21 protein-coding genes are annotated in these 22,736 nt (G+C 63.8%); 13 read left to right on the top strand and 8 right to left on the bottom strand.

What is annotated here, in order from left to right; genetic code table 11:
• The first annotated feature begins 112 nt into the window (after nt 1-112).
• The gene (locus tag QM716_RS15300) at nt 113-1,384 is read left to right on the top strand and encodes an ROK family transcriptional regulator (RefSeq protein ID WP_283304903.1); all 1,272 of its coding nucleotides are present in this window, start codon (nt 113-115) and stop codon (nt 1,382-1,384) included.
• A gap of 15 nt (nt 1,385-1,399) precedes the next feature.
• Here QM716_RS15300 and QM716_RS15305 read toward each other — a convergent pair whose 3' ends face one another.
• Nucleotides 1,400-1,759 carry a YybH family protein gene (locus QM716_RS15305; RefSeq protein WP_283304904.1) on the bottom strand — a complete coding sequence of 120 codons (360 nt, stop codon included), beginning with the start codon at nt 1,757-1,759 and terminating at the stop codon, nt 1,400-1,402.
• Nucleotides 1,760-1,829: 70 nt separating this feature from the next.
• Here QM716_RS15305 and QM716_RS15310 point away from each other — a divergent pair, with 70 nt between their 5' ends.
• The gene (locus QM716_RS15310; RefSeq protein WP_283304905.1) at nt 1,830-2,699 is read left to right on the top strand and encodes a LysR family transcriptional regulator; all 870 of its coding nucleotides are present in this window, start codon (nt 1,830-1,832) and stop codon (nt 2,697-2,699) included.
• On the opposite strand, the gene QM716_RS15315 is transcribed toward QM716_RS15310, so the two are convergent.
• The 3 genes from QM716_RS15315 to QM716_RS15325 form a co-directional block, all read right to left on the bottom strand.
• Nucleotides 2,665-3,669, bottom strand: a complete 1,005-nt coding sequence (locus tag QM716_RS15315) for a tocopherol cyclase family protein (protein WP_283304906.1) — start codon at nt 3,667-3,669, stop codon at nt 2,665-2,667. The two genes, QM716_RS15310 and QM716_RS15315, sit on opposite strands and share 35 nt — an antisense overlap.
• A complete protein-coding gene (locus QM716_RS15320) occupies nt 3,666-4,058 on the bottom strand; it encodes a PaaI family thioesterase (RefSeq protein ID WP_283304907.1) in 393 nt (130 codons plus the stop codon). The genes QM716_RS15315 and QM716_RS15320 overlap by 4 nt, the downstream gene beginning before the upstream one ends.
• Nucleotides 4,059-4,122: 64 nt before the next feature.
• Nucleotides 4,123-4,896 (bottom strand): PIG-L family deacetylase, encoded by a 774-nt coding sequence (locus tag QM716_RS15325; RefSeq protein ID WP_283304908.1) that lies wholly within the window; start codon nt 4,894-4,896, stop codon nt 4,123-4,125.
• Between the two features lie 111 nt (nt 4,897-5,007).
• Here QM716_RS15325 and QM716_RS15330 point away from each other — a divergent pair, with 111 nt between their 5' ends.
• The 8 genes from QM716_RS15330 to QM716_RS15365 all read left to right on the top strand — a co-directional run bounded on the left by QM716_RS15330 (nt 5,008) and on the right by QM716_RS15365 (nt 13,499).
• Nucleotides 5,008-6,234, top strand: a complete 1,227-nt coding sequence (locus QM716_RS15330) for an MFS transporter (protein ID WP_283304909.1) — start codon at nt 5,008-5,010, stop codon at nt 6,232-6,234.
• Nucleotides 6,180-7,007, top strand: a complete 828-nt coding sequence (locus QM716_RS15335) for an alpha/beta fold hydrolase (RefSeq protein ID WP_283304910.1) — start codon at nt 6,180-6,182, stop codon at nt 7,005-7,007. Before QM716_RS15330 ends, QM716_RS15335 begins: the two co-directional genes overlap by 55 nt.
• A gap of 42 nt (nt 7,008-7,049) precedes the next feature.
• The gene (gene mshA / locus QM716_RS15340) at nt 7,050-8,378 is read left to right on the top strand and encodes a D-inositol-3-phosphate glycosyltransferase (RefSeq protein ID WP_283305149.1); all 1,329 of its coding nucleotides are present in this window, start codon (nt 7,050-7,052) and stop codon (nt 8,376-8,378) included.
• Nucleotides 8,375-8,872 (top strand): type III secretion system chaperone family protein, encoded by a 498-nt coding sequence (locus QM716_RS15345; RefSeq protein WP_283304911.1) that lies wholly within the window; start codon nt 8,375-8,377, stop codon nt 8,870-8,872. The genes mshA and QM716_RS15345 overlap by 4 nt, the downstream gene beginning before the upstream one ends.
• 139 nt (nt 8,873-9,011) lie before the next feature.
• Nucleotides 9,012-10,613, top strand: coding sequence for an AMP-binding protein (locus tag QM716_RS15350; protein WP_283304912.1), 1,602 nt, complete (start codon nt 9,012-9,014; stop codon nt 10,611-10,613).
• A 46-nt stretch (nt 10,614-10,659) separates the two neighbouring features.
• Entirely contained in the window at nt 10,660-11,415 is a 756-nt protein-coding gene (locus QM716_RS15355; protein ID WP_283304913.1) for a phosphoglyceromutase, read from the top strand.
• Between the two features lie 162 nt (nt 11,416-11,577).
• Nucleotides 11,578-12,813 (top strand): sensor histidine kinase, encoded by a 1,236-nt coding sequence (locus tag QM716_RS15360; RefSeq protein ID WP_283304914.1) that lies wholly within the window; start codon nt 11,578-11,580, stop codon nt 12,811-12,813.
• On the top strand, nt 12,810-13,499 hold the full coding sequence (locus tag QM716_RS15365) for a winged helix-turn-helix domain-containing protein (protein WP_003942020.1): 690 nt from the start codon (nt 12,810-12,812) through the stop codon (nt 13,497-13,499). Before QM716_RS15360 ends, QM716_RS15365 begins: the two co-directional genes overlap by 4 nt.
• A 75-nt stretch (nt 13,500-13,574) precedes the next feature.
• On the opposite strand, the gene QM716_RS15370 is transcribed toward QM716_RS15365, so the two are convergent.
• Complete coding sequence (locus QM716_RS15370; RefSeq protein ID WP_283304915.1) at nt 13,575-14,360, bottom strand: DUF3109 family protein; 786 nt, start codon at nt 14,358-14,360, stop codon at nt 13,575-13,577.
• 66 nt (nt 14,361-14,426) lie between these two features.
• On the opposite strand from QM716_RS15370, the gene QM716_RS15375 reads away from it, so the two are divergent.
• Genes QM716_RS15375 through QM716_RS15385 form a run of 3 tightly spaced genes read left to right on the top strand, consistent with a single transcriptional unit; the run spans nt 14,427 to nt 17,408 of the window.
• A complete protein-coding gene (locus QM716_RS15375) occupies nt 14,427-15,377 on the top strand; it encodes a Ppx/GppA family phosphatase (RefSeq protein ID WP_283304916.1) in 951 nt (316 codons plus the stop codon).
• On the top strand, nt 15,377-16,516 hold the full coding sequence (locus QM716_RS15380) for an Rv0497 family membrane protein (RefSeq protein WP_283304917.1): 1,140 nt from the start codon (nt 15,377-15,379) through the stop codon (nt 16,514-16,516). Before QM716_RS15375 ends, QM716_RS15380 begins: the two co-directional genes overlap by 1 nt.
• A gap of 7 nt (nt 16,517-16,523) precedes the next feature.
• The gene (locus QM716_RS15385) at nt 16,524-17,408 is read left to right on the top strand and encodes a sugar phosphate isomerase/epimerase family protein (RefSeq protein ID WP_283304918.1); all 885 of its coding nucleotides are present in this window, start codon (nt 16,524-16,526) and stop codon (nt 17,406-17,408) included.
• Here the strand turns inward: QM716_RS15385 and QM716_RS15390 are convergent.
• From QM716_RS15390 to QM716_RS15400, 3 genes are read right to left on the bottom strand one after another with little or no spacing between them, the layout of a single operon-like run.
• Nucleotides 17,388-18,821: an HAD-IB family hydrolase gene (locus QM716_RS15390; RefSeq protein WP_283304919.1), complete on the bottom strand. Its 1,434-nt coding sequence runs from the start codon at nt 18,819-18,821 to the stop codon at nt 17,388-17,390. The two genes, QM716_RS15385 and QM716_RS15390, sit on opposite strands and share 21 nt — an antisense overlap.
• Nucleotides 18,818-21,154, bottom strand: a complete 2,337-nt coding sequence (locus QM716_RS15395; protein WP_283304920.1) for a glycerol-3-phosphate 1-O-acyltransferase — start codon at nt 21,152-21,154, stop codon at nt 18,818-18,820. Before QM716_RS15395 ends, QM716_RS15390 begins: the two co-directional genes overlap by 4 nt.
• Nucleotides 21,155-21,157: 3 nt before the next feature.
• Complete coding sequence (locus tag QM716_RS15400) at nt 21,158-22,624, bottom strand: wax ester/triacylglycerol synthase domain-containing protein (RefSeq protein ID WP_283304921.1); 1,467 nt, start codon at nt 22,622-22,624, stop codon at nt 21,158-21,160.
• Nucleotides 22,625-22,736: the final 112 nt, after the last annotated feature.

The raw sequence follows: 22,736 nt of genomic DNA on the forward strand, positions 1-22,736 counted from the left end.
CTGCAGCTAATTTCTGCGCCTTTTCTGTCTACTTCTTCGTGTGACCAGTGGAAACGCTGATTTCTCGGTCGACAGAGATATGCGCCTTCTCCTCCTTCTGCAAGGGACAGCCATGTCGACACCCACCATCTCCGCCATTCCGAACATTCGATCGCGAACCGCACTCTCGGGAACCCGGACCCGTACCCAGATTGTTGCGCCCGAACTGCGCATTGCCGACGGTCCGTCCGCGACTGTGTTGCGCATTGCTCGATCCCGTGGACCGCTCTCTCGCGATACCGCCGCGAAAGCGTCCGGGCTGAGTATTGCCACCGTGAACCGGCAGGTCACGAGCCTGCTCGACCTCGGAATCCTGCGCGAACGCGCAGACCTGACAGCCTCCGGCGCCATCGGGCGTCCGCGGGTTCCGTTCGAGGTCAATCACGAGCCGTACCTGACCGTCGGCATCCACATCGGTGCCGTAGTCACCAGCATCATCGCCAGCGACATTCGTGGCAAGGTGCTCGGCGCCGTCGAGATTCCGACGCCCGCCACCAATTCCGCTGTCGCACTTGCCACCATTGCGCGGTCGGCCAAATCGTTTGCCTCACGGTGGCACAAGCGTCGCCCGCTCGCCGTCGGCGTGGCAATCGGCGGTCGCGTCGATTCAGCGACCGGAGTAGTCGATCACCCGCGCCTGGGGTGGAAGGGCGCCAAGGTGGGATCCATCATCGGGGCCGGCTTGGACCTCCCCGTTTCGGTTGCCGCACACGTCGAGGCGATGGCCGCGTCGGAACTTCTGCTCAGTAACGACCGCGCCGAGGCTCCGACACCGGGAACCACCGGTCTGTACTTCTACGCCCGTGAAACTGCCGGTATTGCAATCACTTTCGAAGGACGAGTGCACACCCCGTCCAGCGGTCCCGGTTCGATCGCGCACCTTCCCACCGGTTCGTCGGCGCGGTGCACCTGCGGCGCGGTGGGTTGCTTGGAAGCGACGATCAGCGACCGCGCGGTCGTCGCGCAGGCGCTGTCTTCGGGCGCAGTGATCCAGGGCAGTGAGCGTGTCACGATCGCCGATGTCTATCGTGCTGCGTCGGCGGGTTCCATTCCGGCCCACGAACTTCTGGTCGATCGAGCACGCGTGCTCGGCCGGACAGTGGCGATGTTGCGTGACCTGTTCAACCCGGATCGGGTGATCCTCGGTGGCCAGGCGTTCACCGATTATACGGCCGGCGTGCCGCACGTCGCCGAGGCTTTCTCGTCGGCATCCTCCTTGGAGCGCAAGGACATTCGCATCACCGGTTTCGGCAATCGCGTTCAGGAATACGCCTCGACGGTCGTGTCACTGAGTTCGCTGTTCGCCGATCCGGCGGCGGCCATGCGGCGTGCATCGGCCGTCTGACTGCGAAGAAGGCAGTCAGAGTTCCGGTCGATCGAGCACCCGCAACCACGAACCGTCGGGCTGGCGGCGCGCCACCTGTGTGCGTCCGCCGGTTCCGTCGGAAGGTTTGGTCGAGGTCATGGCGAGGTCGTCGCTCATCACGGTCGGTAGGGCTTCCTCGACGGTGAATGTCGGTGCCGCTGCGAGCATCTGAGAAATCACTTCGCGGATAGCCTGCCGGCCGATCGTGAGGGATCCGGGTGGGAAGGCCATCACAGCGTTTTCCTCGTACAGTCCGGCGACAGCGTCTGCGTTTCCGGCGTTCGCGAACTGGACGAAGAGTCGGGCAATGTCTTCGGGGGTTGCGGCCTTCTGAACTTCATTTGTTGTTGTCATGCTTCCATCGTGCAAGCATAGTTTCAATAAGTCCAAGATCTAGTTTGTCTCAAAGCTAGAATCAACAGTTATGGAACTTCGGCAGCTCGAATACTTCGTCACGGTAGCGGAGGAAGCCAATTTCACTCGCGCCGCCGAGCGGCTTCACATAGCGCAGCCGGGTGTGAGTGCGCAGGTCAAAAGACTGGAACGTGAGCTGGGGCAGGAGTTGCTCGATCGTAGTGGTCGAACCGTTCGTCTGACCGACGCCGGGCGAGCCGTCCTCCCACACGCCCGCGCTGCACTTGCTTCCGTGCAGAGCAGCCGCGACGTTGTCGACGCCCTGAGCGGACTGGTTCGGGGCTCCGTTTCGGTCGGGATGGTCACCGCCTGCGCTTCCGCCGATCTGACCGATCTGCTCAGTCGTCTACACACCAGGCACCCAGGTTTGGAGATTTCGCTTGCCGAGGACGATTCGCGCAGCCTGCTTGCCGGAGTGGTGGACGGAACCTTCGACATAGCCGTCATCGGGGTTGCGGGCGAGCTGCCGGAAGGCCTCGAATCGAGGGTGATCACCGACGAACGACTGGTGGCCGGAGTGGCGGCGGATCATCCGCTGGCCGAGTTGTCGTCTCTGCCTTTTGCCGAACTCGCCACGCGATCGGTCATCTGTCTTCCGGAGGGAACCGGTATCAGGACGTGTCTGGACTTCGCGTGCGCCGCGGCCGGCACGAAGCCGACGGTTGCGCTCGAGGCAAGCAACCTCGGCATCATCGTTTCCTTGGCCGCGCAGGGGCTGGGAATGGCTGTGCTTCCCGAGTCGGCGGTGGGGGAGTTGCATCGGATCGATCTCGAGCCTGAAGCTCGATCTCGGTTGGAATTGGTCTGGCGTTCGTCGGGCGGCAAGAACCCGGCGGCTTCCGCTCTCATCGATCTTGCGAGAGCTGTTCCCGCCGAGTGAGTTCGGCCTGAGCCCGATCCAATCCGCCGTGCTCGAGAGCGGCCAGCCGTGACCTGTCCTTCCAGACGATCGTCCCGCGCCGCCGGACGATGACCGACATGGTTCCACCGAGATGCTCGAGCGCTCCGGGTACGTTTCGACGCTCGGCGGGAATGGGAACCGGAAGTATGTGCGCGTCGGCGATGGGAGCGGTCCCGTCGATGTCGACGCGCCACTTTCGGCTGTAACCCCGAAGCGTCCAGCGATCGTCGGACACGGTCGTCTCCACCTGTGAGGTCAGCGGATTGCCCAACCGCAACACCGTGCCGTCTGGCAAGGCGACCACCACGGCGGTGACTTCGGTGCGCAGAGGCCCGGCGCTGACCTGGCCGCCGGCAAAAGCCACGCAGGCCCGTGGATCGGTGAATCCCTGGGCCTGACCCCACCACCAGGATTCCGGGAATCCTCCCTTTCCCCAGTTCTTCTCGCCGTACACCTGTGCTCCGGTGAGATCCCAGCTCTGCCCGTCGATGACCGCGCTTCCCTCGACCCGGCCGCCGAGAAGCCACGGATGCCAATACTGATTGAGTGCGGGAACGGATTGGAAGTAGCTCGATCCACCGAAGCGGCGGTGCGGCCAGAACCGCTGATTGCTGATCCGCACGTCGAGATGGCTGTCGCCGAATTCCGCCTGCAGTCGATCGGCATTGCCGCGGAAAGCGTTGTCGGCGTAAGCCCCCAGGATACGGGAATCCGCCGATCCACTCGGATGTTCGGCGGTCCGGAGGAATCCGCCCGGATGCGCCGCGAGACCGAGCGTGGACCAGTTGCCACCGTCGGACTGGTTGATTCCGGCGAGCGCAATCACCACCCGTCCGCTGTCCGGCATCGTGAATCGCCAGAAGTAACCCTCCATCGCAACGTCATGGGAGGCAAGCAGATTGCCGAACGGCAGGGTGGCACCCGAGGCGCGGTACGCGGGAAGCTTCACGGTCCCAGTACTGCCTGTGATGCGGTGATCTGAGCGACGAGGCGGCCCTCGTCGTCACGAATCTCGGTCACGACCGCGATGGTGCTGCGCCCCGCGTGCAGTGGTCGGGCGGTTGCGGTGACCGTGCCCTTACGAACCCCGCGGGTGAACACGGTCGACGAACTGGTGGTGGACGTACCAGCACCGGGCGGAAGGTTGAGGAATGCACAGACGGCGCCGACGCTGTCTGCCAGCGTCATCAAGGCGCCGCCGTGCATTCCGTTGCCGGCGGTGGTGCGGTGACTGTCCCAATCCAGATGGCCGACAACCTGTTCGGGTGCCGCGCTGTCCAACTGAATTCCGGTGTGAACTGCAAAAGGCATGCTCGCGACAAGTTGTTCGAGGTCCATGCCTACCGATGGTAACGAGCCGCCGAAACCTCCGTCGGGACTTCGGTTTATCGAGGGTGAAGACTCAGAGGGGAAGGGCGGTTTCCGACAGTCCCTCCGGCGCGTTGCGGCGACGGAACCACTCGGTGCCGAATGCCGCGGCGAGTTGCTCCGTCGGCATTTCGAGGAACGGGCCGAAATCGCCGACCTGCGTTGCGTGCGCGTACATGGCCGCACGCTTGGACGAGATCACCGAACTGACATCGACGGCGGTGGTGAGTTGGTCTGCCGGAAGCCCGAACGATTCGATGTCCGGCGGCTGCGCCTCTTCGGTCCACTCGGGGTTGGCCTGCATCAGCATCTTCATGTGATCGCGGTTGGTAGATGCCTCGTAGACGAACGGCGTGCCCGCGAGTTCCGCAGCCCGAACTCCGACGTGGTGAACCTGGACGTGATCCGGGTGCCCGTATCCGCCGTTGGGGTCGTAGACGGTCAGGACATCGGCGTTTTCCTCACGAAGAACCTCGGCCAGACGCTCGGCTGCCTTCTCGACGTCGACGTTGCAGAACGCTTCCGGATTCTCGTTCTCGGGCGTACCCACCATCCCGGAATCCGGGTAGTGCAGGGACACGACGCGATTGGCTCCCAGCGCGTCGGTGGACGCCTCGAGCTCACGGCTGCGGCGCTGAGCCAACGTCTCGTACTCGTCCAACAGTCCGTCGGGGAATTCACCGAGAGCACCGTCGGTAGCGGTGACGACTACGACGCGGTGACCTGCGTCGGCGGCCATTCTCATCACGCCACCGGTAGTGAAAACTTCGTCATCGGGATGGGCGTGGAAACACACCAGGACACTCATTCGCGCAATCGTAAGGCAAGTTACCGACAGGTCAACCCGAGCGCACAGTGAAAACGATTTGTCGAGTCGGCCTCGGCTCTGTGAACCTTGTTCAGTGCACGAGAAGCTGACATGAGCGAATTCACCAACAAAGGCCTGCTGAGCGCCTACCGCGAGATATTCTCGGCCCCCGGATCGGTCGCCTTCTCGGCCGCCGGATTTGTCGCAAGGCTGCCGATGGCGATGATCGGCATCGGAATCGTGACGATGATCTCGCAACTTCGTGGTGACTACGCGCTCGCCGGCGCGCTGGCCGCGGTTTTTGCGCTCTCGTCTGCGATCATCGCGCCGGCAGTCTCGCGTGCGGTCGACCGCTTCGGACAGCGTGCGGTCCTGCCGATCGCCGCAGGCGTCAGCGTCACCGCGATCGGGGCTCTGTTGCTCGCAGTCCGGATGGAAGCCCCCGACTGGCTGCTGTTCGTGCTGATTGTGCCTGGCGGCGCCACCCCGACGATCGGCGCGATGATTCGCGCCAGGTGGGTCGCGATCTACGTCGGAAAACCTCAGATGCGCACCGCATTCGCATTCGAATCGGTGGTGGACGAACTCTGTTTCGTGGCGGGCCCCGTCATCTCGGTGGGCCTGAGCATCGGCCTCTTTCCCGAGGCAGGACCGCTGGCAGGATTGATTCTGCTGGTCACCGGCACCCTGCTGCTGGTCATTCAGCGCGGAACAGAGCCGAAGGTGCATCCGCGTCGACCCGGCCGCGGACGATCGGTACTCGGTAATCACGTGATGTGGATCGTCATCGTGATCATGGTGATGCTCGGAACGATCTTCGGTGTCATCGATGTCGGCGCCATCGCGTTCACCGAGGAACAGAATTCACCTGGCTCCGCGACGCTGGTCCTCGCGCTGTTCGCCGGCGGTTCGGGAATCGCGGGACTGATCTTCGGGTCGATGCACCCGGCGCGATCGCTGCGTGGGCAATTGATGATCGCGTCCTCGGCGGTCGCCCTTCTCAGCGTCCCACTTCTCCTGGTCGGAAACGTGGCCGCACTAGCGGGCGCGTACGTCCTGGCCGGCGCGACCATCGCACCGACCCTCATCATCGCGACAGCCCTGGTCGAGCAGATCGTCCCACCGGAAAAGCTCACGGAGGGAATGACCCTGACGGTCACCGGCCTCGGCGTCGGTGTGGCGCTCGGGTCTGCGCTGGCCGGGCAGCTGATCGACCGTTACGACGTCTCCTCCGCCTACATGCTCGCCGTCGGCGCCGCAGTCGCAGCCTCTATCGTGACGGCATGTCTATTCGTGAAGCCGTCAGCGTCGACGGCACGTCCATCGTCTATCGAGTAACCGGAAGTTCGGCTGGGACCCCGCTGGTGCTGCTGCACGGCTGGGCTCAGTCGTCACAGTGCTGGGGCGAGCAGGTCCTCGCGGACCTGGCTGCGGACTACCGCTTGATCGCCGTCGATTTGCGCGGCCACGGTTACTCCGATGCTCCAGAATCCGGATACGACGACTCCGCGAACTGGGCCGGCGACGTCGCGGCGGTTCTCGCTGCCGAAGGCGTCACCGAGAACGCGATCCTGCTCGGCTGGTCGTACGGCGGTCTGGTGATCTGCGATTACCTGGCAGCGCACGGAACCGGAGCGGTGGCGGGTGCGGTTCTGGTCGGTGCGATCACCAGCATCGGGCGCGGTGAGAAGGGCGGCAAGGTCGGCTCGGCGATGCGGAGTGCGGTTCCCGGCGCGATGTCGGAAGATCCCCGCGAGGCGATCCGGGCTCTGGGTGCTTTCGGCAACGCTCTCACCGGCCCACCCGAGGGCAAGGGCGCAGCTTCGCAGGCGTTGTTCGGGTACAGCCTCTCGACGCGTCCACGGGTGCGCGCAGCACTGTTCAACCGTGCCGTCGGTCACGACGACCTGCTCCGCAACCTGGACATCCCGGTCCTCGTTCTGCACGGAACCGAGGACTCCGTCGTCGACGTGAGTGCAGGTAAGCACGCCGAGGAATTGATTCCCAAGTCGCAGGCGTCGTACTGGGAAGGCTGCAATCACGGCCCGTTCGTGGAGGATCCGACACGATTCGTGTCCGAAGTCCGAACCTTCATCTCGAGCCTCGGTTAGAGTTCGCGCCCGGTGAGGGGGCAGTATGGAGTGGTGACGCCCATGCACATTTCGCGCCCTCGCCGGGTGGCCGTTCTCTCGGTCCACACCTCGCCATTGGCGCAACCCGGCACCGGTGACGCGGGTGGGATGAATGTCTACGTTCTGCAATCCGCCATTCAGCTCGCCAAACGTGGCGTCGAGGTGGAGATATTCACCCGCGCGACGTCTTCCGCGGACGCTCCCGTCGTGGACGCCGCTCCCGGGGTGCGGGTTCGCAACATCGCAGCCGGCCCCTTCGAAGGACTGGACAAGGCAGATCTGCCGACTCAACTGTGTGCCTTCGTCGCGGGAGTTCTGCGGGAGGAAGCGCGCCGCGAACCCGGGTACTACAGCCTGATTCACTCGCACTACTGGTTGTCCGGGCAGGTCGGCTGGCTGGCCCGCGACCGTTGGGGCGTGCCCCTCGTCCATACCGCCCACACCCTGGCGGCAGTGAAGAATCTTTCGCTGGCCGAGGGGGACACCCCGGAGCCCGCAGCGCGGCAGATCGGCGAGCAGCAAGTTGTCGCCGAATCCGATCGGTTGGTCGCCAACACCACCGACGAAGCCAAAGCGCTGCACGAGTTGTACGGCGCGGATCCCACGCGTATCGACGTTGTTGCTCCGGGCGCCGATCTGACCCGCTATCGACCAGGTGACCGCGATGCTGCCCGCGCGTTGTTGGGATTGAACCCCAGCGAAGTGGTCGTGACATTCGTCGGCCGCATTCAACCGCTCAAGGCGCCGGACGTTCTGCTGCGTGCTGCAGCCGAAGTGATCAGCCGCCGGCCCGGTTTGCCCCTGCGCATCCTTGTTGTCGGTGGGCCTTCCGGAACCGGCCTCGCGCGGCCGGACGTGTTGATCGAACTGGCACGTTCACTCGGCATCACGGCGCAAGTGACGTTCTTGCCGCCGCAGGCACCGGAGCGTCTCGCCGATGTCTACCGTGCCTCGGATCTGGTTGCGGTGCCGAGCTATTCGGAGTCCTTCGGGTTGGTCGCCATCGAAGCTCAAGCCTGCGGAACCCCGGTGATCGCCGCCGACGTCGGCGGACTGGGAGTGGCTGTACGCAACGGTGAGACTGGATTGCTGGTTCAAGGACACCGCACCGAAGACTGGGCCGGCGCCCTCGAATCTTTGGTGGCAACGCCGACGCGCTTGGCCGAACTCGCCGCGCAGGCACCGCGTCACGCCGAGAATTTCTCGTGGGAACACACCGCGGACGGTTTGCTCGAGAGCTATCGCAAAGCCGCAGTCAACTACAACAACGGAACCGGTCCCAGCGACTTCTCGCCCCGCCGCGCGCGGGGTCTGTGGCGTCTGCGCCGGACCGGGGGAGTGCGTACATGAGCAGCATTTCGGACATCATCGAGCAGGCGCTCACCGAGCGCGAACTCGAATTCACCAGAAAAGACGACGCGCATTTCATCGTCGAACTTCCCGGCGAGCACAAACTCAAGACGTCGACTCTGCTCACCGTCGGTAATCACGGCGTGCGGGTCGAGGCCTTCGTGTGCCGCAAAGTGGACGAGAACTTCGAAGGCGTCTACAAGTTCCTGCTCAAGCGCAACCGTCGTCTGTACGGGGTGGCGTACACACTCGACAAGGTCGGGGACATCTACCTGGTCGGCAAGATCGCCGAGCATGCCGTGAGCGGCGATGAACTCGATCGAGTGCTCGGTCAGGTTCTCGAAGCCGCCGACGGCGATTTCAACGTCATCCTCGAACTCGGTTTCTCTTCGTCGATCAAGCGGGAGTGGGCGTGGCGGGTGTCGCGAGGTGAGTCGCTGGCGAACCTCGAACCGTTCAAGCACCTCATCGAGGAGGAGCCCGCGCAAAGCTGACCGAGCGGGGTGAGACACATCGCTGATGTGTCACGTAAAGTGGCCTTTACTTGTGACTGCAGTCACGGAATAATACTGTTCCTGTGAGTCACAGTAAGTTGGTCACACCACCCTGCCGCGCAACTTTTCGAGGAGCACAGTGAGCTTCAAGAGTCCGTTCCCCGACGTTGAAATCCCCAACCTCAGCGTCTACGACTTCCTGTTCGGAAACACCGACCCCGCAGACCTCGACAAGACGGCATTCGTCGAAGGCAGTTCTGGCGCGGTCACCACATACGCTTCGCTGATCGCACAGATCAACGGCGTTGCGGGCGCTCTCGCTGCGCGTGGACTCGCAGTCGGAGACGTGGTCGGGTTGCATTCGCCCAACGTCCCGGCCTTCGGTTCCGTCTTCCACGGCATCCTTCGTGCCGGCGGTGTCGCGACCACGATCAACGCTCTCTACACCGCCGAGGACATCGCCAAGCAGCTCACCGATTCCAAGGCCAAGTTCCTCTTCACCGTCTCGCCGTTGCTGCCGCAGGCCAAGGCAGCCGCCGATCAGGTCGGCATCCCTGCTGAGAACGTGTTCGTGCTCGACGGCGCCGAAGGCCACCTGTCGCTGCGAGATCTGCTCGGTGAGGGCGCTGCGGCGCCCGAGGTCTCCTTCGACCCGGCCACCCAGCTCGCGGTGCTGCCGTACTCGTCGGGCACCACCGGCCGGCCCAAGGGCGTCATGCTCACCCATCGCAATCTCGTGGCCAACGTCTGCCAGATCATCCCGCGGATGGGGATCGAGACCGACGACAAGATCCTCGCGGTCCTGCCGTTCTTCCACATCTACGGCATGACGGTGCTGCTCAACGCCGCGCTGTATCGCCGCGCGAGCCTCATCACGATGCCGAAGTTCGATCTCGTCGAGTTCTTGCGGATCGTCGCCGAGCAGAAGTCGACGTACATCTTCGTCGCGCCGCCGGTTGCCGTCGCGCTGGCCAAGCACCCGCTGGTCGACCAGTACGACCTCTCGAGCGTGCACACCATCTTCTCCGGTGCGGCCCCGCTCGACGCGGCGCTCGGCAAGGCCGTCGCAGACCGTTTGAACTGCCACGTCCGCCAGGGCTACGGCATGTCCGAGATGAGTCCCGTCTCGCACGCGATCCCGTTCGATCGTGACGACATTGCACTCGACACCTGCGGTCCCACCATCGCCAACATGGAATGCAAGCTCGTCGACCCGGGAACGGGCGAAGAGGTCGCGTACCCCGCGCTCGGCTCGGACGGCGTCAGCGAGCCTGGCGAACTGTGGTGCAAGGGTCCGAACATCATGCTGGGTTACCTCGGCAACGACCAGGCCACCAAGGACACCCTCGACGACGACGGTTACCTGCACACCGGAGACATCGCGACCGTCGACGGCGACGGTGTCGTCAAGATCGTCGATCGCCTCAAGGAACTGATCAAGTACAAGGGTTACCAGGTTCCCCCGGCCGAACTCGAGGCTCTGCTGCTGACGCATCCGCAGATCGCCGACGCCGCTGTGATCGGTGTGCTCGACGCCGAAGGCGAAGAGGTTCCGAAGGCATTCGTCGTGCTCCAGAACGGCGCCGAGTTGACCGAAGCCGACGTGATCTCGTTTGTCGCCGAGCGCGTCTCGCCGCACAAGAAGGTCCGCCAGGTTTCGTTCATCAGCACCGTGCCGAAATCTGCGGCCGGAAAGATCCTCCGCAAGGATCTGCGAACTGCGGAAGTAGCCTCGAGCTGATTTCCAGACAGGGTTGATCAAGAAGGGTTCCGGTACTCGTGCCAGGATGAACGCCATGAGTATCGGAACCCTGGTCCTGCTCCGCCACGGCGAGAGCGAATGGAATGCACTCAATCTGTTCACCGGCTGGGTGGACGTACACCTGACAGACAAGGGCATGGCCGAAGGCAAGCGCGCCGGCGAACTGCTCGCCGAGCACAACCTGTTGCCCGACGTTCTCTACACGTCTCTCCTGCGCCGCGCGATCAGCACCGCCAACCTCGCACTCGACGCCGCCGATCGCCACTGGATCCCGGTAGTTCGCGACTGGCGCCTCAACGAGCGCCACTACGGCGCTCTGCAGGGCAAGAACAAGGCTCAGACCAAGGAAGAGTACGGAAACGAGCAGTTCATGCTCTGGCGTCGTAGCTACGACACCCCGCCGCCCGCCATCGAAGCCGGCAGTGAGTACAGCCAGGACACGGATCCCCGGTACGCGAACCTCGACGAGGTTCCCTTGACCGAGTGCCTGCTCGACGTCGTCGAGCGCCTGATCCCGTACTGGGAGGACACCATTTCGCAGGAGCTGCTCGCCGGCCGGAACGTGCTGGTCACCGCGCACGGCAACTCGCTGCGTGCATTGGTCAAGCACCTCGACGGCATCTCGGACGAGGACATCGCGGGCCTGAACATTCCGACCGGCATCCCGCTGCGCTACGACCTCGACGAGAACCTGTTGCCCCTCAACCCGGGTGGCACCTACCTGGATCCGGAGGCCGCCGCTGCCGGCGCCGCCGCGGTGGCGAATCAGGGCGGAAAGTAGCAACCCGATGATGTGCGTCGAGGCCCCCCGAACAGTGTTTTCGGGGGGCCTCGGCCAACAACAGGTGAACGACGAACCAACGCCGTCCACCTGGCGGATTACGCGGGCGGGAACGTCCGAACCCGCCGCAACCGACACTTCGCGCGAACGTACGATTGCGCCGTGAGTGTCGTGATTGCAGTGCTGCTGGTCGTGGTCGCCGGCTTGGTCGGCTACCTCGTCGGCGGGGTGCTGGTGCCGAGGCTGTCGTCGCGCCAGAGTCAGCGCTCCGACGAACAGACCGGGCTCACGATGTCCCAGGTCCTCGACCTCATCGTGCTGGCATCGGAAAGCGGCATCGCCGTCGTCGACGGTTTCCACGACGTCGTTCTCTTCAACCCTCGCGCCGAAGAACTCGGCCTGGTCAAGAATCGTCTGGTCGACGAGCGAGCGTGGCGGGCAGCGCAGGAAGTCCTGCGGACAGGTCAGACCGTCGAGGTGGATCTGACGGCGCAGACCGCGCAGCGCGGCCGCGACAAGATTGCAGTTCGTGGCACCGCTCGGCTGCTCAGCAAGGACGACCGCAACTTCGTGGTCCTGTTCGCCGACGACGATTCCGAGCAGGTCCGCATGGAGGCGACACGACGCGATTTTGTCGCGAACGTCAGCCACGAACTGAAGACTCCGGTCGGCGCGATGAGTTTGCTCGCGGAGGCACTGCTCGAATCTGCTGACGATCCGGAGTCGGTGCGCCACTTCGGCGAACGGGTGCTCGGTGAGTCGATTCGTCTGGGCAAGATGGTCACCGAGTTGATTGCTCTCTCGCGTCTGCAAGGTGCCGAGAAGCTGCCGGATCTCGACGTGGTCGACGTCGACACGGTGGTGTCCGAGGCGCTGTCGCGGTCGAATCTGTCGGCCGAGGCCGCCGGGATCACCGTCACCACGGACCATCCGAGCGGGTTGGAAGTGCTCGGGGATCAGACCCTCCTCGTGACAGCACTGTCCAACCTCATCGAGAACGCTATTGCCTACTCGCCCAAGGGTTCTCCGGTGTCCGTCAGTCGGTCGGTGCGCGGCGACAATGTCGCGATCGCGGTCACCGACCGGGGAGAGGGCATCGCGAAAGCGGATCAGGAGCGAGTGTTCGAGAGATTCTTCCGCGTGGACAAGGCGCGGTCACGGCAGACCGGTGGAACTGGTCTGGGGCTGGCGATCGTCAAACACGTCGCGGCCAATCACAACGGCTCCATCGAACTGTGGAGCAAACCGGGAACGGGGTCTACCTTCACGTTGCAGATACCGGCACACGTGGAGTCGGACGACGACATCGACTCTGACGACGCGGGAACCGCCGGTTCCACGCGGATCGGCAGACGAGAACAAGGCAGTAGAGAAAACGGCATGGAGGCCAAACGATGACGAGTGTGCTGATCGTGGAGGACGAGGAGTCCTTGGCGGACCCGCTGGCGTTCCTGCTCCGCAAGGAAGGCTTCGAGACCACCATCGTCAACGACGGACCGTCGGCGTTGGCGGAATTCGATCGCTCCGGAGCGGACATCGTCCTGCTCGACCTCATGCTGCCCGGCATGAGTGGCACGGACGTCTGCAAGGCGCTGCGATCGCGCTCCGGCGTTCCCGTCATCATGGTGACGGCGCGCGACAGTGAGATCGACAAGGTCGTCGGCCTGGAACTCGGTGCGGACGACTATGTGACCAAACCGTATTCGGCGCGCGAGCTGATCGCCCGCATCCGTGCGGTGCTGCGCCGCGGAGTGGAGAACGAGGCAGACCTCGCCTCCGACAACGGCGTGCTCGAGGCCGGACCGGTACGGATGGACGTCGAGCGTCACGTCGTGCAGGTCGCCGGTAACCCGGTGACGTTGCCACTCAAGGAGTTCGACCTCCTCGAGTACCTGCTCCGCAACTCCGGCCGGGTGCTGACCCGCGGACAGTTGATCGACCGCGTCTGGGGAGCCGACTACGTCGGTGACACCAAAACCCTTGACGTACACGTGAAGCGGTTGCGTTCGAAGATCGAATCGGATCCGGCCAAGCCGGAACATCTGGTCACCGTCCGCGGGTTGGGCTACAAGCTCGAAGCGTGATCGAACTTCGTCGAGAAAGATTTCAGCCGCTCACACGATCGTGTGAGCGGCTGAAATCTTTTGGTTTACGTGGAGTCAGCTCTGAGCTTTGTTCTGAGCGATCGTGGTCGCCGGGTGGACTGCTATGAGGCCGAGGCCGGCGCGACGCCTGCAGAGGCGAGCCAGCTCGTCGTACGCGCGCTTTCCGAGAAGCTCCGTCAGTTCCGGCCCGTAGGACTGCCAGACTTGCCGCTCCCCGACATGAGCGTCGGGGGAACCGGAGCAGTACCAGGCGAGGTCGTCGCCGCCCTCACCCCAGCCCCGGCGGTCGTACTCGGTGATCGTGGTCTTGAGGATCTGGACGCCGTCCGGCCGGTCGACCCAGTCCTGGGTGCGGCGGATGGGTAGCTGCCAGCACACGTCCGGTTTGACCTCGAGCGGCTCGATGCCTTTCTTGAGCGCCATGGAATGCAGAGCGCAGCCTTCGCCGCCGGCAAAACCCGGCCGGTTCAGGAAGATGCACGCGCCTTTGTAGCGGCGGGTGCGTAGTGCGGGCTCGTCCTCGAGGTCGTCTTCTTCGACGTAGCCCTTCTTGCCGAGACCCTTTTCCATGAACTGCCAGTCTTCGGCTGTGAGCATTTTCACTGACGCATCGAGCTTGTCCTGATCCTCCTGATCGGAGAGGAAAGCGCCGTGCGAGCAGCAGCCGTCGTCCGGGCGGTCGCCGATGATGCCCTGACATGCCGGCGTGCCGAACACGCAGGTCCAATGCGAGAGCAGCCACGTCATATCAGCGGAAATGAGGTGTTCGGAGTTCTCCGGATCGACAAATTCGACCCATTCGCGCGGGAAATCGAGATCGACCTCGGGGCTCGGAGTCATCTTGTGGGACCGGTCTGGGTTACCTGCTGTCACAAGGGCCGACCGTAGACCCAGTAACGTGGCGATGTGCGACTAGGGGTACTCGACGTCGGAAGCAATACCGTCCATCTATTGGTTGTGGACGCCCATCGGGGCGGCCACCCAACACCCATGAGCTCGACCAAGTCCACGTTGAGGCTGGCAGAGAACACCGACGAGAGCGGCGATATCACCTCGTCAGGAGCCGATCGGTTGGTGTCGACGGTCTCCGAATTCGCCGGTATCGCCACGACGTCCGGTTGCGAGGAAATGATGGCTTTTGCCACTTCCGCCGTCCGTGACGCCAACAATTCCGAAGCCGTGCTCGCCCGCGTTCGCGCGGAGACCGGAGTCAATCTCGAGGTTCTCTCCGGGGTCGACGAAGCCCGCTTGACCTTTCTGGCCGTGCGCCGCTGGTACGGCTGGAGCGCGGGGCGCATCCTGAACCTGGACATCGGCGGCGGCTCGCTCGAACTCACCGCAGGTGGTGACGAGGATCCGGATGTCGCCTTCTCACTGCAACTCGGTGCAGGACGATTGACGCGCGACTGGCTCCAGGCCGATCCGCCGGGCAAGCGCCGGGTCGCTGTCCTGCGCGACTGGCTCGACGCGGAGTTGGTCGGACCAGCCAAGGAACTGCGTGCCGCAGGCGACTGGGACCGCACGGTCGGGACGTCGAAGACCTTCAGATCGTTGGCTCGGCTCACCGGCGCGGCCCCCTCTGCCGCAGGCCCCCGGGCAAAACGGACCCTGACTTCCAGCGGACTCAGGCAACTCATAGCCTTCATATCCAGGATGACGGCAGCGGACCGTGCAGAATTGGAAGGAGTGAGCTCGGATCGGTCACAGCAGATTGTGGCCGGCGCGCTCATCGCAGAGGCAACCATGCGGGCGCTCGGAGTGGACGAACTGGAAATTTGTCCCTGGGCACTGCGTGAGGGTCTGATTCTGCGAAAGCTCGACACAGAAATGGGCGGTGAATTGGTGGTGAGTGCTTGATGACCGAAGACAGTCAGCAGATTTCCGTAGCGGAACTGCTCAAGCGGAACGGTCAGAGCGTCGAATCCCGAGGTGGACGACGCCGGCGCGGCGTAGCCGGTGGCATCTCCGTCGCCGAACTGACGGGTGAGATCCCGATCGTTCGCCAGTCGGGATCGCGCGCGGCCGCCGAGCCCGAGTCGGCTGAACCAGCAGCGTCCGAGCCGGCAACCGCAGCACCTGAAACCGCTGCACCTTCTGCGCCGGCCGAGGCTGTTGCGGAAACCGCAAAGCCCACCGCGCCGGCACCGAAGGTTCCCGCCGACCGCACCGCCGCCTTCGCCGTCTCGTTCGATGACGACGACGATGACGAGCCGCAGGCACCCAAGGCCGAGTCGAAGCCGGTTGTCGATCGGCCGGTCACCACTCCGAAGCCGACTTCCACACCTTCGCCTGGACAGACTTCGAAGTCCTCGCCAGGACAGACCTCGAAGTCCTCGCCAGGACAGTGGGTGAGCCGGGCACCGCTCAACTCCTCGTCGCCGACGCAGGTAACGCAGGAACCAGCACTGCTGTCAGGTCAGACCCTGGCAGGCGACCTGATGCGTCAGGAGCGTGCCGCAACCCAATCGCCGTCGTTGCGTCCGCCGATCCTGCCGCCGCGTGTCCCCACTCCCGTCGCCCAGACACCTGCTCCTGCTCCGGCCGCTCCGGACGACAGCACCGAACTGATCGACAAGATCGCAGACGCGGATTCCAGCGAGGCCGAATCGACCGCCGTGGTCGATCTGGTCAAGGCGCCGGCAGTCGCTGACAGTTCGAAAAAGTCCACTGCCGTCGCTGGGCCCGAGACTGATGTCGAAGCCGAACCGGCAAGGGAAGAGGCCGGCGAACGTAACTCGATCCGTGAATGGGCAGTGCTTGCCGGTCAGGTCGTTGTTGCACTGATCGTCGGCGGCGCGATGTTCAAGGGCTTCGAGAAGCTGTGGGACATGCTGCCGTGGGTGGCGTTGGTGCTCGCGCTGATCGTGATCGTCGGCTTGGTGGCCGTCGTGCGGGTTCTGCGCAAGACGGACGACATCACAAGTTTTGTGATCGCGGTGGTCGTCGGCATGATCGTGACGCTCGGTCCATTGGCGTTCTTGTTGACTTCGGGTTGATCGGACGATGATCGGGGGATCGCAGCGCATGATTCGTCGGCCGATAGCCGTCGGCTTGTCGACGGCTTCGGTGTATCCGGAGAACACGGAAGCGGCATTTCGTTACGCCGCCGATCTCGGATACGACGGTGTCGAACTGATGGTGTGGGCCGAATCCGTCAGCCAGGACGTCGGTGCTGTTGCTGCCCTCGTTCGCAAATATGCGATCCCGGTGCAGGCTGTGCATGCGCCGTGTCTGCTGATTTCGCAGCGCGTGTGGGGTTCAGATCCGGTCGAGAAGCTCGAGCGTTCGGTTCGCGCCGCCGAAACCTTGGGTGCGACGACGGTGGTCGTGCACCCACCGTTCCGGTGGCAGCGTAAATACGCCGAAGGATTCGCCGAACAAGTTGTAGACCTCGAATCGAAGAGCAGCGTCGTGGTGGCGGTGGAGAACATGTTCCCCATGCGTGCCGACAGCTTCTTCGGCGGCAAGGACAAGTCTGCGGAGCGTCTGCGTAAACGTGGCGGTCCGGGCGCGGCGCTGTCTGCGTTCAGTCCGTCGTACGACCCGACCGATTCCGATCACGCTCACTACACACTCGACCTGTCGCACACCGCGACGGCGGGCATGGATGCCTTGGAGTTGGCCTCCCGTATGGGCAGGGGACTCGAGCATCTGCACCTGGCCGACGGTCGCGGGGCGTCGATGGACGAGCACTTGATCCCGGGGCATGGTTCACAGCCGTGCGCGGAGTTGTGTCAGCAGTTGGCCGCGAGCGAATTCAGCGGCCAGGCCGTCATCGAGATCAACACTCAGAACGCGCGCACCCGGCGGGAGCGGTCGTCGATGCTGGCGCAGGCGCTCGCGTTTGCACGCGAGCACCTGGCACGTTCAGCGATGGCCGGCAAGTAGCGCAGCTTCGAACTGCGCGCGCACCGTCTCGACGTGCGCGTCGAGGTCCTTCGTCTCCCAGCCTTCGGTCGAGATGGGATCGAGCACCGAGACGTAGACCGGGCCCGGATGGGCGACAAGCGAATTGCGCCACATCCTTTCGCCCGCGTTGTGAATCACCACGGGCACGATCGGCACACCGGCCTGGATCGCCAAGTGGAATCCACCCTTCTTGAAAGGGCCCAGGCGTGGCGTCGGAGATCGGGTGCCCTCCGGAGCGATGACTATCGAGACACCGTTCTTCAACTTGTCGACCGCCGGTTGTAATGCAGCCTTCGCTTTTGTGGTGTCGGTGCGGTCGATGTAGGCGACGTCGAGCAATGCGCCGACCGGCATGAACCGCGGATCGCTTGCCGCCTCCTTCTTCGCGACACCGGTCACGTCACGCTTGATGACGGTGCCGAGAACCAACATGTCCAGGGAACTCTGATGATTGAACATGAACACCGCCGGGCGGTGATCCCACACGTTGTGCTCGCCGTCGATCTCGACGTCGATGCCGAGCAGCGAGAGCGAGATGTCGGGGCCGTACGTTCCGACGAGGTTCGCGCCCAGTTGTCGGTTGCCGGTGACGATGCCCGCCGACGCGCCGAGGGCGGCGGTTGCCGCCAGCGCACCCATGGCCGTTGCCGTTCGGATCGTGGAGATCGGCGTTGCGCCTCGTTGCGGTTTACGCAGGCTGACCGAAGGCCAGTGATTGCGCAACGCGATCTTGGCCAGACCACGATCGGGATTCAATGCGACAGGTCGCCCGACGGCCTCGAGCATGAAAACATCTTCGACACCGTTGGAGTACGCAAACGCGTTCTTCAAGTCTGCGCCCATCTTCTCGGCATATCCCGCAAGGGCATTGGCTTTGGCCGGACCCCACAGAGCGGGTGAGGACAGTTCGCCGGTCAGCATTCCGTCGACGACTTCGGGTTCGGTGCACAGCACGTCTTCGATGTCGAGATCTTCGGCGACGTACTTGGCCTGGAACGGAGTCGCCGACGTGGCCATCACGATCGTGTGGCCGGCGCGTCGGTGCGCCGCCAGTAGTCCACGGGCTTCCGGGTAGATCATCGCGGCGATCTCCTGCTTGAACAGCCGTCGCCCCCAGTCGTTCAGTTCGTCGACGGTACGTCCGCCCAGGGCACGGACGCCGATGTCCATCAATGCTCCGACATCGGCCCCACGGAACTGGGTGTCGATCGCGGCGCCGGTGGTGCGCAACAATTCGCCGACGCTGATATCCAAGCGTCGCAGGCGGTCTCGGTAGACGACACTGGCCGAATATCCACTGATCAAGGTGCCGTCGAGGTCGAAGGCGGCGATCGTTCCGGGCCCGGGAGGCGCGGCTTCGATGGCGGAGTGCAGACGCTCGAGTCCGGTCACAGTCCTACTTCCTCGTTCTCGGCGGGCGCTCGGTTTGCTTCTGGAACGGTTACTACTGCAGCGGCGTCGGGCACCGGCATGGCCACCTGATCGAGCCGTGCATGCGCGAGTGCTCGAAGGTGGCGCAGACGCTCGACCTGAACCTTGATCTCCGCGGCAAATGCCAGGCGCCGGGCCCGGACTCCGTCGTCGTCGACTTCGATCAAGTTGCGGTTGCGCGCCAAATTCAGTGCAGTGGCGAACAATTCACCGGAGACAGATTCATTGCTGGCGATCTGCTGCCGTAGGCGACGCTGATGTGCGACATCGATGCAGTTGCTGATGAAGGACTTCTCGTCGAATGACGTCGAAATCGGTTCGAGCACAAGCTGATCGGCGACAACCTGGTACGCCTCGAGAAACGGTTGCAGCACACGGTGCGCGAGGTACGGCCGGACCGTCTCGATCATGTGCTCGGTTCGTTTGTCGTCTGCCATGGCGGTTTCCCACTCGGGGTCGATCAGGGTCAGTTCGGTCCGCATCTCCTGCTCGAAGGTGTCCCGATCGCTGAAGAAGAACTCGAACTTCAACAGATCACGGATGCGCTTGGCCTCGGCCCAACCGTCCCCGATGGGATCCTGGAACCGTTCTTCGACGGCTGCCTGGAGTACGAGTTCGGTGATGGCACGCACGACGAGAAAGTGAATTGTGTTGTTGCGGTAGAAGGCAGCGACAAGATGCTGGTCCTTGCCGAGGTAGAAGACTTGCTCGCCACCGCGATCGAAACGCTCGAGCACATTGGAATCGACGTGTGTCTGCAATGCCTTCTCGATGACATGCGGATCGGACAGTTCGACGTCGCCGGCGATCGGAAGATCGCGCGCGGTGATGTACCCGAACAGCGGCGTGAGAATCGCCGTGAGTTCACGAACGGTCAATGCCCGGTCCTCGATTCCGAGGAACGCCAACATCGCCAGCGACGACACGGTCACCGGTGTGACCTCGTTGATTCGGTGACACACCTCGATTCCGGCCTTCTGAATGGCGAGACGCTGGTCGGTTTCTTGGCTGAGTGCGTCCGCGAGTGAGAGTGGTCGACCGATGGTCACGTGCGCGACGCCGTTGCGTTTCCCCTGTGCGCGTACGTAACCCACCATCCAGCGCAGGCCTTCCGGTGTCTTCTCGGCGCCGAGAGCCTCGGCAGCCATTGCGCCGACTTCGTAGAGCTGGTCGTAGCTCAGCGCGACCGGAACGAGGTACACGTCGGATGCGCCGCTTACCTGAAATGCCTTGGTCAGGTAGGTCAGGAGACCGAAGCGCGGCGGGCGCAGTTTCCCGGTGCGCCCGCGTCCACCTTCGATGTACCACTCCAGATTGAAGCGCTTGGTCAGGAGATAGCGCATGTACTCGTGCATCGACCACTTGTAGACCTCGTCGTTGCCGATGCTTCGACGAATGAAAACAGTGCCGCTGCGCTTGAGGATCGATCCCATGGGCCAGAAGCTGATGTTGAGACCGCCCATGACGTGATTGAGCGGCAAGCCGTTCGCGATCAACGCCGGACGCAGGACGAGGGGATCGAGATACGAACGGTGACTGGGGAGGAAGACCAGTGAGTGTTCCTTGTTCAGCTCACGGAGCTCCTCGAAGCGGCTCGTGTCCACGTCGAGTTTGTACGCGCGAGCGAAGTAGCGGCCCAGGCGATCCCACACCGCGATGGCCTGGCGACTTTGGGTGGCAACCATTTCTTCGAGAGCTTCACGCGCACGGCGATCGACGTCGGCGACGGCGATGTTCAAGCGGTCGGCCAAAGCCATGACCTCGGTGGCGAACCGGCGGGTGTCGGTGATCTCGTCGACGACGAACCGCGACACCTTGTACTGGCCACCCAGAAGGCCCAACTCGGCGCGCTCGAGCGCCAGCGCGGCCTGACGACGGATGAACTCGGGTAGCGAACCGCCACCGCTCTTTTCGAGTCGACGCTCGAGATCGCTCAGTGGCGCGGGTTCGCCTTCGATGACTTGGCACCGTGACGGGTCGGTGCGCAGGGTTCTGCGCTGCGCGCCGCGTCCGGGGTGGAGGGGATCGCGTGGTGCCAGTGCATCGCGCAGCCGCACCGCGACGTTGTGTTTGGTGTGGTTGTCCGGAATCCACACAACGCGAAGCGGCGCGAGCATCGGGTCGTCGGTCCGCGCCGCCAGTTCTGCCAGGGTCTTGTCGGTGATATTGATGGTGACCGGCCGCGTTTCGGATGCGGTTGCCTTGTCGGCAAGCCACTTTCGCAGCACGCCGGCTTCGGCCTCTGTCATGGTTTCGGTGAGGTACACGCGCGGGTTGGTCGTGTTTTCACTCATGACTCACGCACCTTCCGTTGGAACGCCGAGAGCCACGATCTCGTCCAGGCTCTCCTGCAAGCACTGCATCAGCAAGGCGGGCTTCGTGATCGCAGCGGTGTCCAGATTGATTCCGATACAGCACATTCCGACATGGGAGACCAGTGTTGCCATTGCCGCGCAACCGGGCGCCGGGCCGAACGGGAACATCCGCTCGATCTTCGCGCCGGCGAGATACACCGGCACCGGTACGCCTGCGACATTGCTCGCCTGCAGATCCAGTCCAGTCGACTGGGAGAGATACCAGTTCGCGAGTAGATAATTTGGTAGGCGGGCGAGGATCGGGGCAGCGACGTCGAGAGCGTCCAACGCCGGTTCCTCACGCAGACCCAGGACGATTTCTCGTACCTGCCTGATGCGTTTGGCCGGATCGGTCTCGGCGACCGGGCCGTTGAAGCGGACTGCTGCAAACCGGTTGCCGCCGTTGGCATCCGCGCCGGTACGCATACTGATCGGCATGCCCATCGGAATGCTGTCGACGGATTGTCCGAACGATTCGTGGTAGCGACGGAACCCGCCGAGCAGGGCAGCAACGTACGCGTCGTTGAGTGAACCGCCGGCAGCTTTCGCGCCGGCCTTGAGTTCGGGGACACTCACTTCGAGAGTTCCGAACCATCGTCCGAGACCGCGATCGTGGAGCAGCGGGGAACCGGAACGAGCTGGGGGAGTGACGATCTTGCGGAGTGAATTGGCGTACCCGAGGACCTCGGAAGCCGTCGTGATCGGACTCGAGATCGCCGTGGTCGCAATATTGGTGGCGCCACGGACCAGCTTGGCGATCCGCGAGGGCGCCCGCCGGATCTCGCTGACGACCTCCTCGCCGAAGGCGCCTACCGAAGACAGGTGCTCAGGCGCGGGCGGCGTGCGGTCGGGCTTGTTCGGGGTGGGATCCGGGCGCCTGCTGTGCAGGAGCGTCATCATCTGGATGCCGCCCATGCCGTCGGTGATCGAGTGGTGAGTCTTGACCACGAACACGGCGCGACCGTCGTCGAGACCTTCGATGAGCAGCGCGCTCCACGGTGGCCGTGCCTTGTCGAAGGGTTCGGTGGCAAGGTGCCGACACATGCGCAGCGCGTGATCGAAATCCGCGGGTGCAGGCAAGCGAACGCGTCGTAGGTGATAGCCGATGTCGAATTCCGGATCGACGGACCACACCGGATTGCCCAATTGCATCGCCGGTTCCACTGCCCGCATACGAATGCGCGGAACCACGTGCGATGCCCACTCGACTGCGTCGAGCAGACGGTCCCAGTCCGGGGCACGATCGAGAACCTCTACCGCAACGATCGGTGAGCGCAGTTGTGGCTGCGCCTCTTCCATCCGCCACATTCCAGTCTCGAAGTCGGACATCGTGCGGTTCGCCCCCCAGGCGACCGCGGAAAGGTCGACGTCGACCGCGCTAGGAGGAACAAATGGATTGCTGTTGGCCATACGTCAAGAACTCCCTCGGTCTGCGGATCACCCCGCGCATCTCTGCTTCTCAGTGTGGACCCGTGACCGTGGGCGCGTCCCGGTTTCGGCGTCAGCCGGGATGTGTGACGTT

Source organism: Rhodococcus sp. IEGM 1409 (genome assembly GCF_030056735.1).
Classification (GTDB): domain Bacteria; phylum Actinomycetota; class Actinomycetes; order Mycobacteriales; family Mycobacteriaceae; genus Rhodococcus_F.

Coding starts and splice junctions, on each gene's coding strand:
- QM716_RS15300 (WP_283304903.1), top strand. CDS start 113: ATGTCGACACCCACCATCTCCGCCATTCCGAACATTCGATCGCGAACC.
- QM716_RS15305 (WP_283304904.1), bottom strand. CDS start 1,759: ATGACAACAACAAATGAAGTTCAGAAGGCCGCAACCCCCGAAGACATT.
- QM716_RS15310 (WP_283304905.1), top strand. CDS start 1,830: ATGGAACTTCGGCAGCTCGAATACTTCGTCACGGTAGCGGAGGAAGCC.
- QM716_RS15320 (WP_283304907.1), bottom strand. CDS start 4,058: ATGGACCTCGAACAACTTGTCGCGAGCATGCCTTTTGCAGTTCACACC.
- QM716_RS15325 (WP_283304908.1), bottom strand. CDS start 4,896: ATGAGTGTCCTGGTGTGTTTCCACGCCCATCCCGATGACGAAGTTTTC.
- QM716_RS15330 (WP_283304909.1), top strand. CDS start 5,008: ATGAGCGAATTCACCAACAAAGGCCTGCTGAGCGCCTACCGCGAGATA.
- QM716_RS15335 (WP_283304910.1), top strand. CDS start 6,180: ATGTCTATTCGTGAAGCCGTCAGCGTCGACGGCACGTCCATCGTCTAT.
- mshA (WP_283305149.1), top strand. CDS start 7,050: ATGCACATTTCGCGCCCTCGCCGGGTGGCCGTTCTCTCGGTCCACACC.
- QM716_RS15345 (WP_283304911.1), top strand. CDS start 8,375: ATGAGCAGCATTTCGGACATCATCGAGCAGGCGCTCACCGAGCGCGAA.
- QM716_RS15355 (WP_283304913.1), top strand. CDS start 10,660: ATGAACGCCATGAGTATCGGAACCCTGGTCCTGCTCCGCCACGGCGAG.
- QM716_RS15365 (WP_003942020.1), top strand. CDS start 12,810: ATGACGAGTGTGCTGATCGTGGAGGACGAGGAGTCCTTGGCGGACCCG.
- QM716_RS15370 (WP_283304915.1), bottom strand. CDS start 14,360: ATGACTCCGAGCCCCGAGGTCGATCTCGATTTCCCGCGCGAATGGGTC.
- QM716_RS15380 (WP_283304917.1), top strand. CDS start 15,377: ATGACCGAAGACAGTCAGCAGATTTCCGTAGCGGAACTGCTCAAGCGG.
- QM716_RS15385 (WP_283304918.1), top strand. CDS start 16,524: ATGATCGGGGGATCGCAGCGCATGATTCGTCGGCCGATAGCCGTCGGC.
- QM716_RS15395 (WP_283304920.1), bottom strand. CDS start 21,154: ATGAGTGAAAACACGACCAACCCGCGCGTGTACCTCACCGAAACCATG.
- QM716_RS15400 (WP_283304921.1), bottom strand. CDS start 22,624: ATGGCCAACAGCAATCCATTTGTTCCTCCTAGCGCGGTCGACGTCGAC.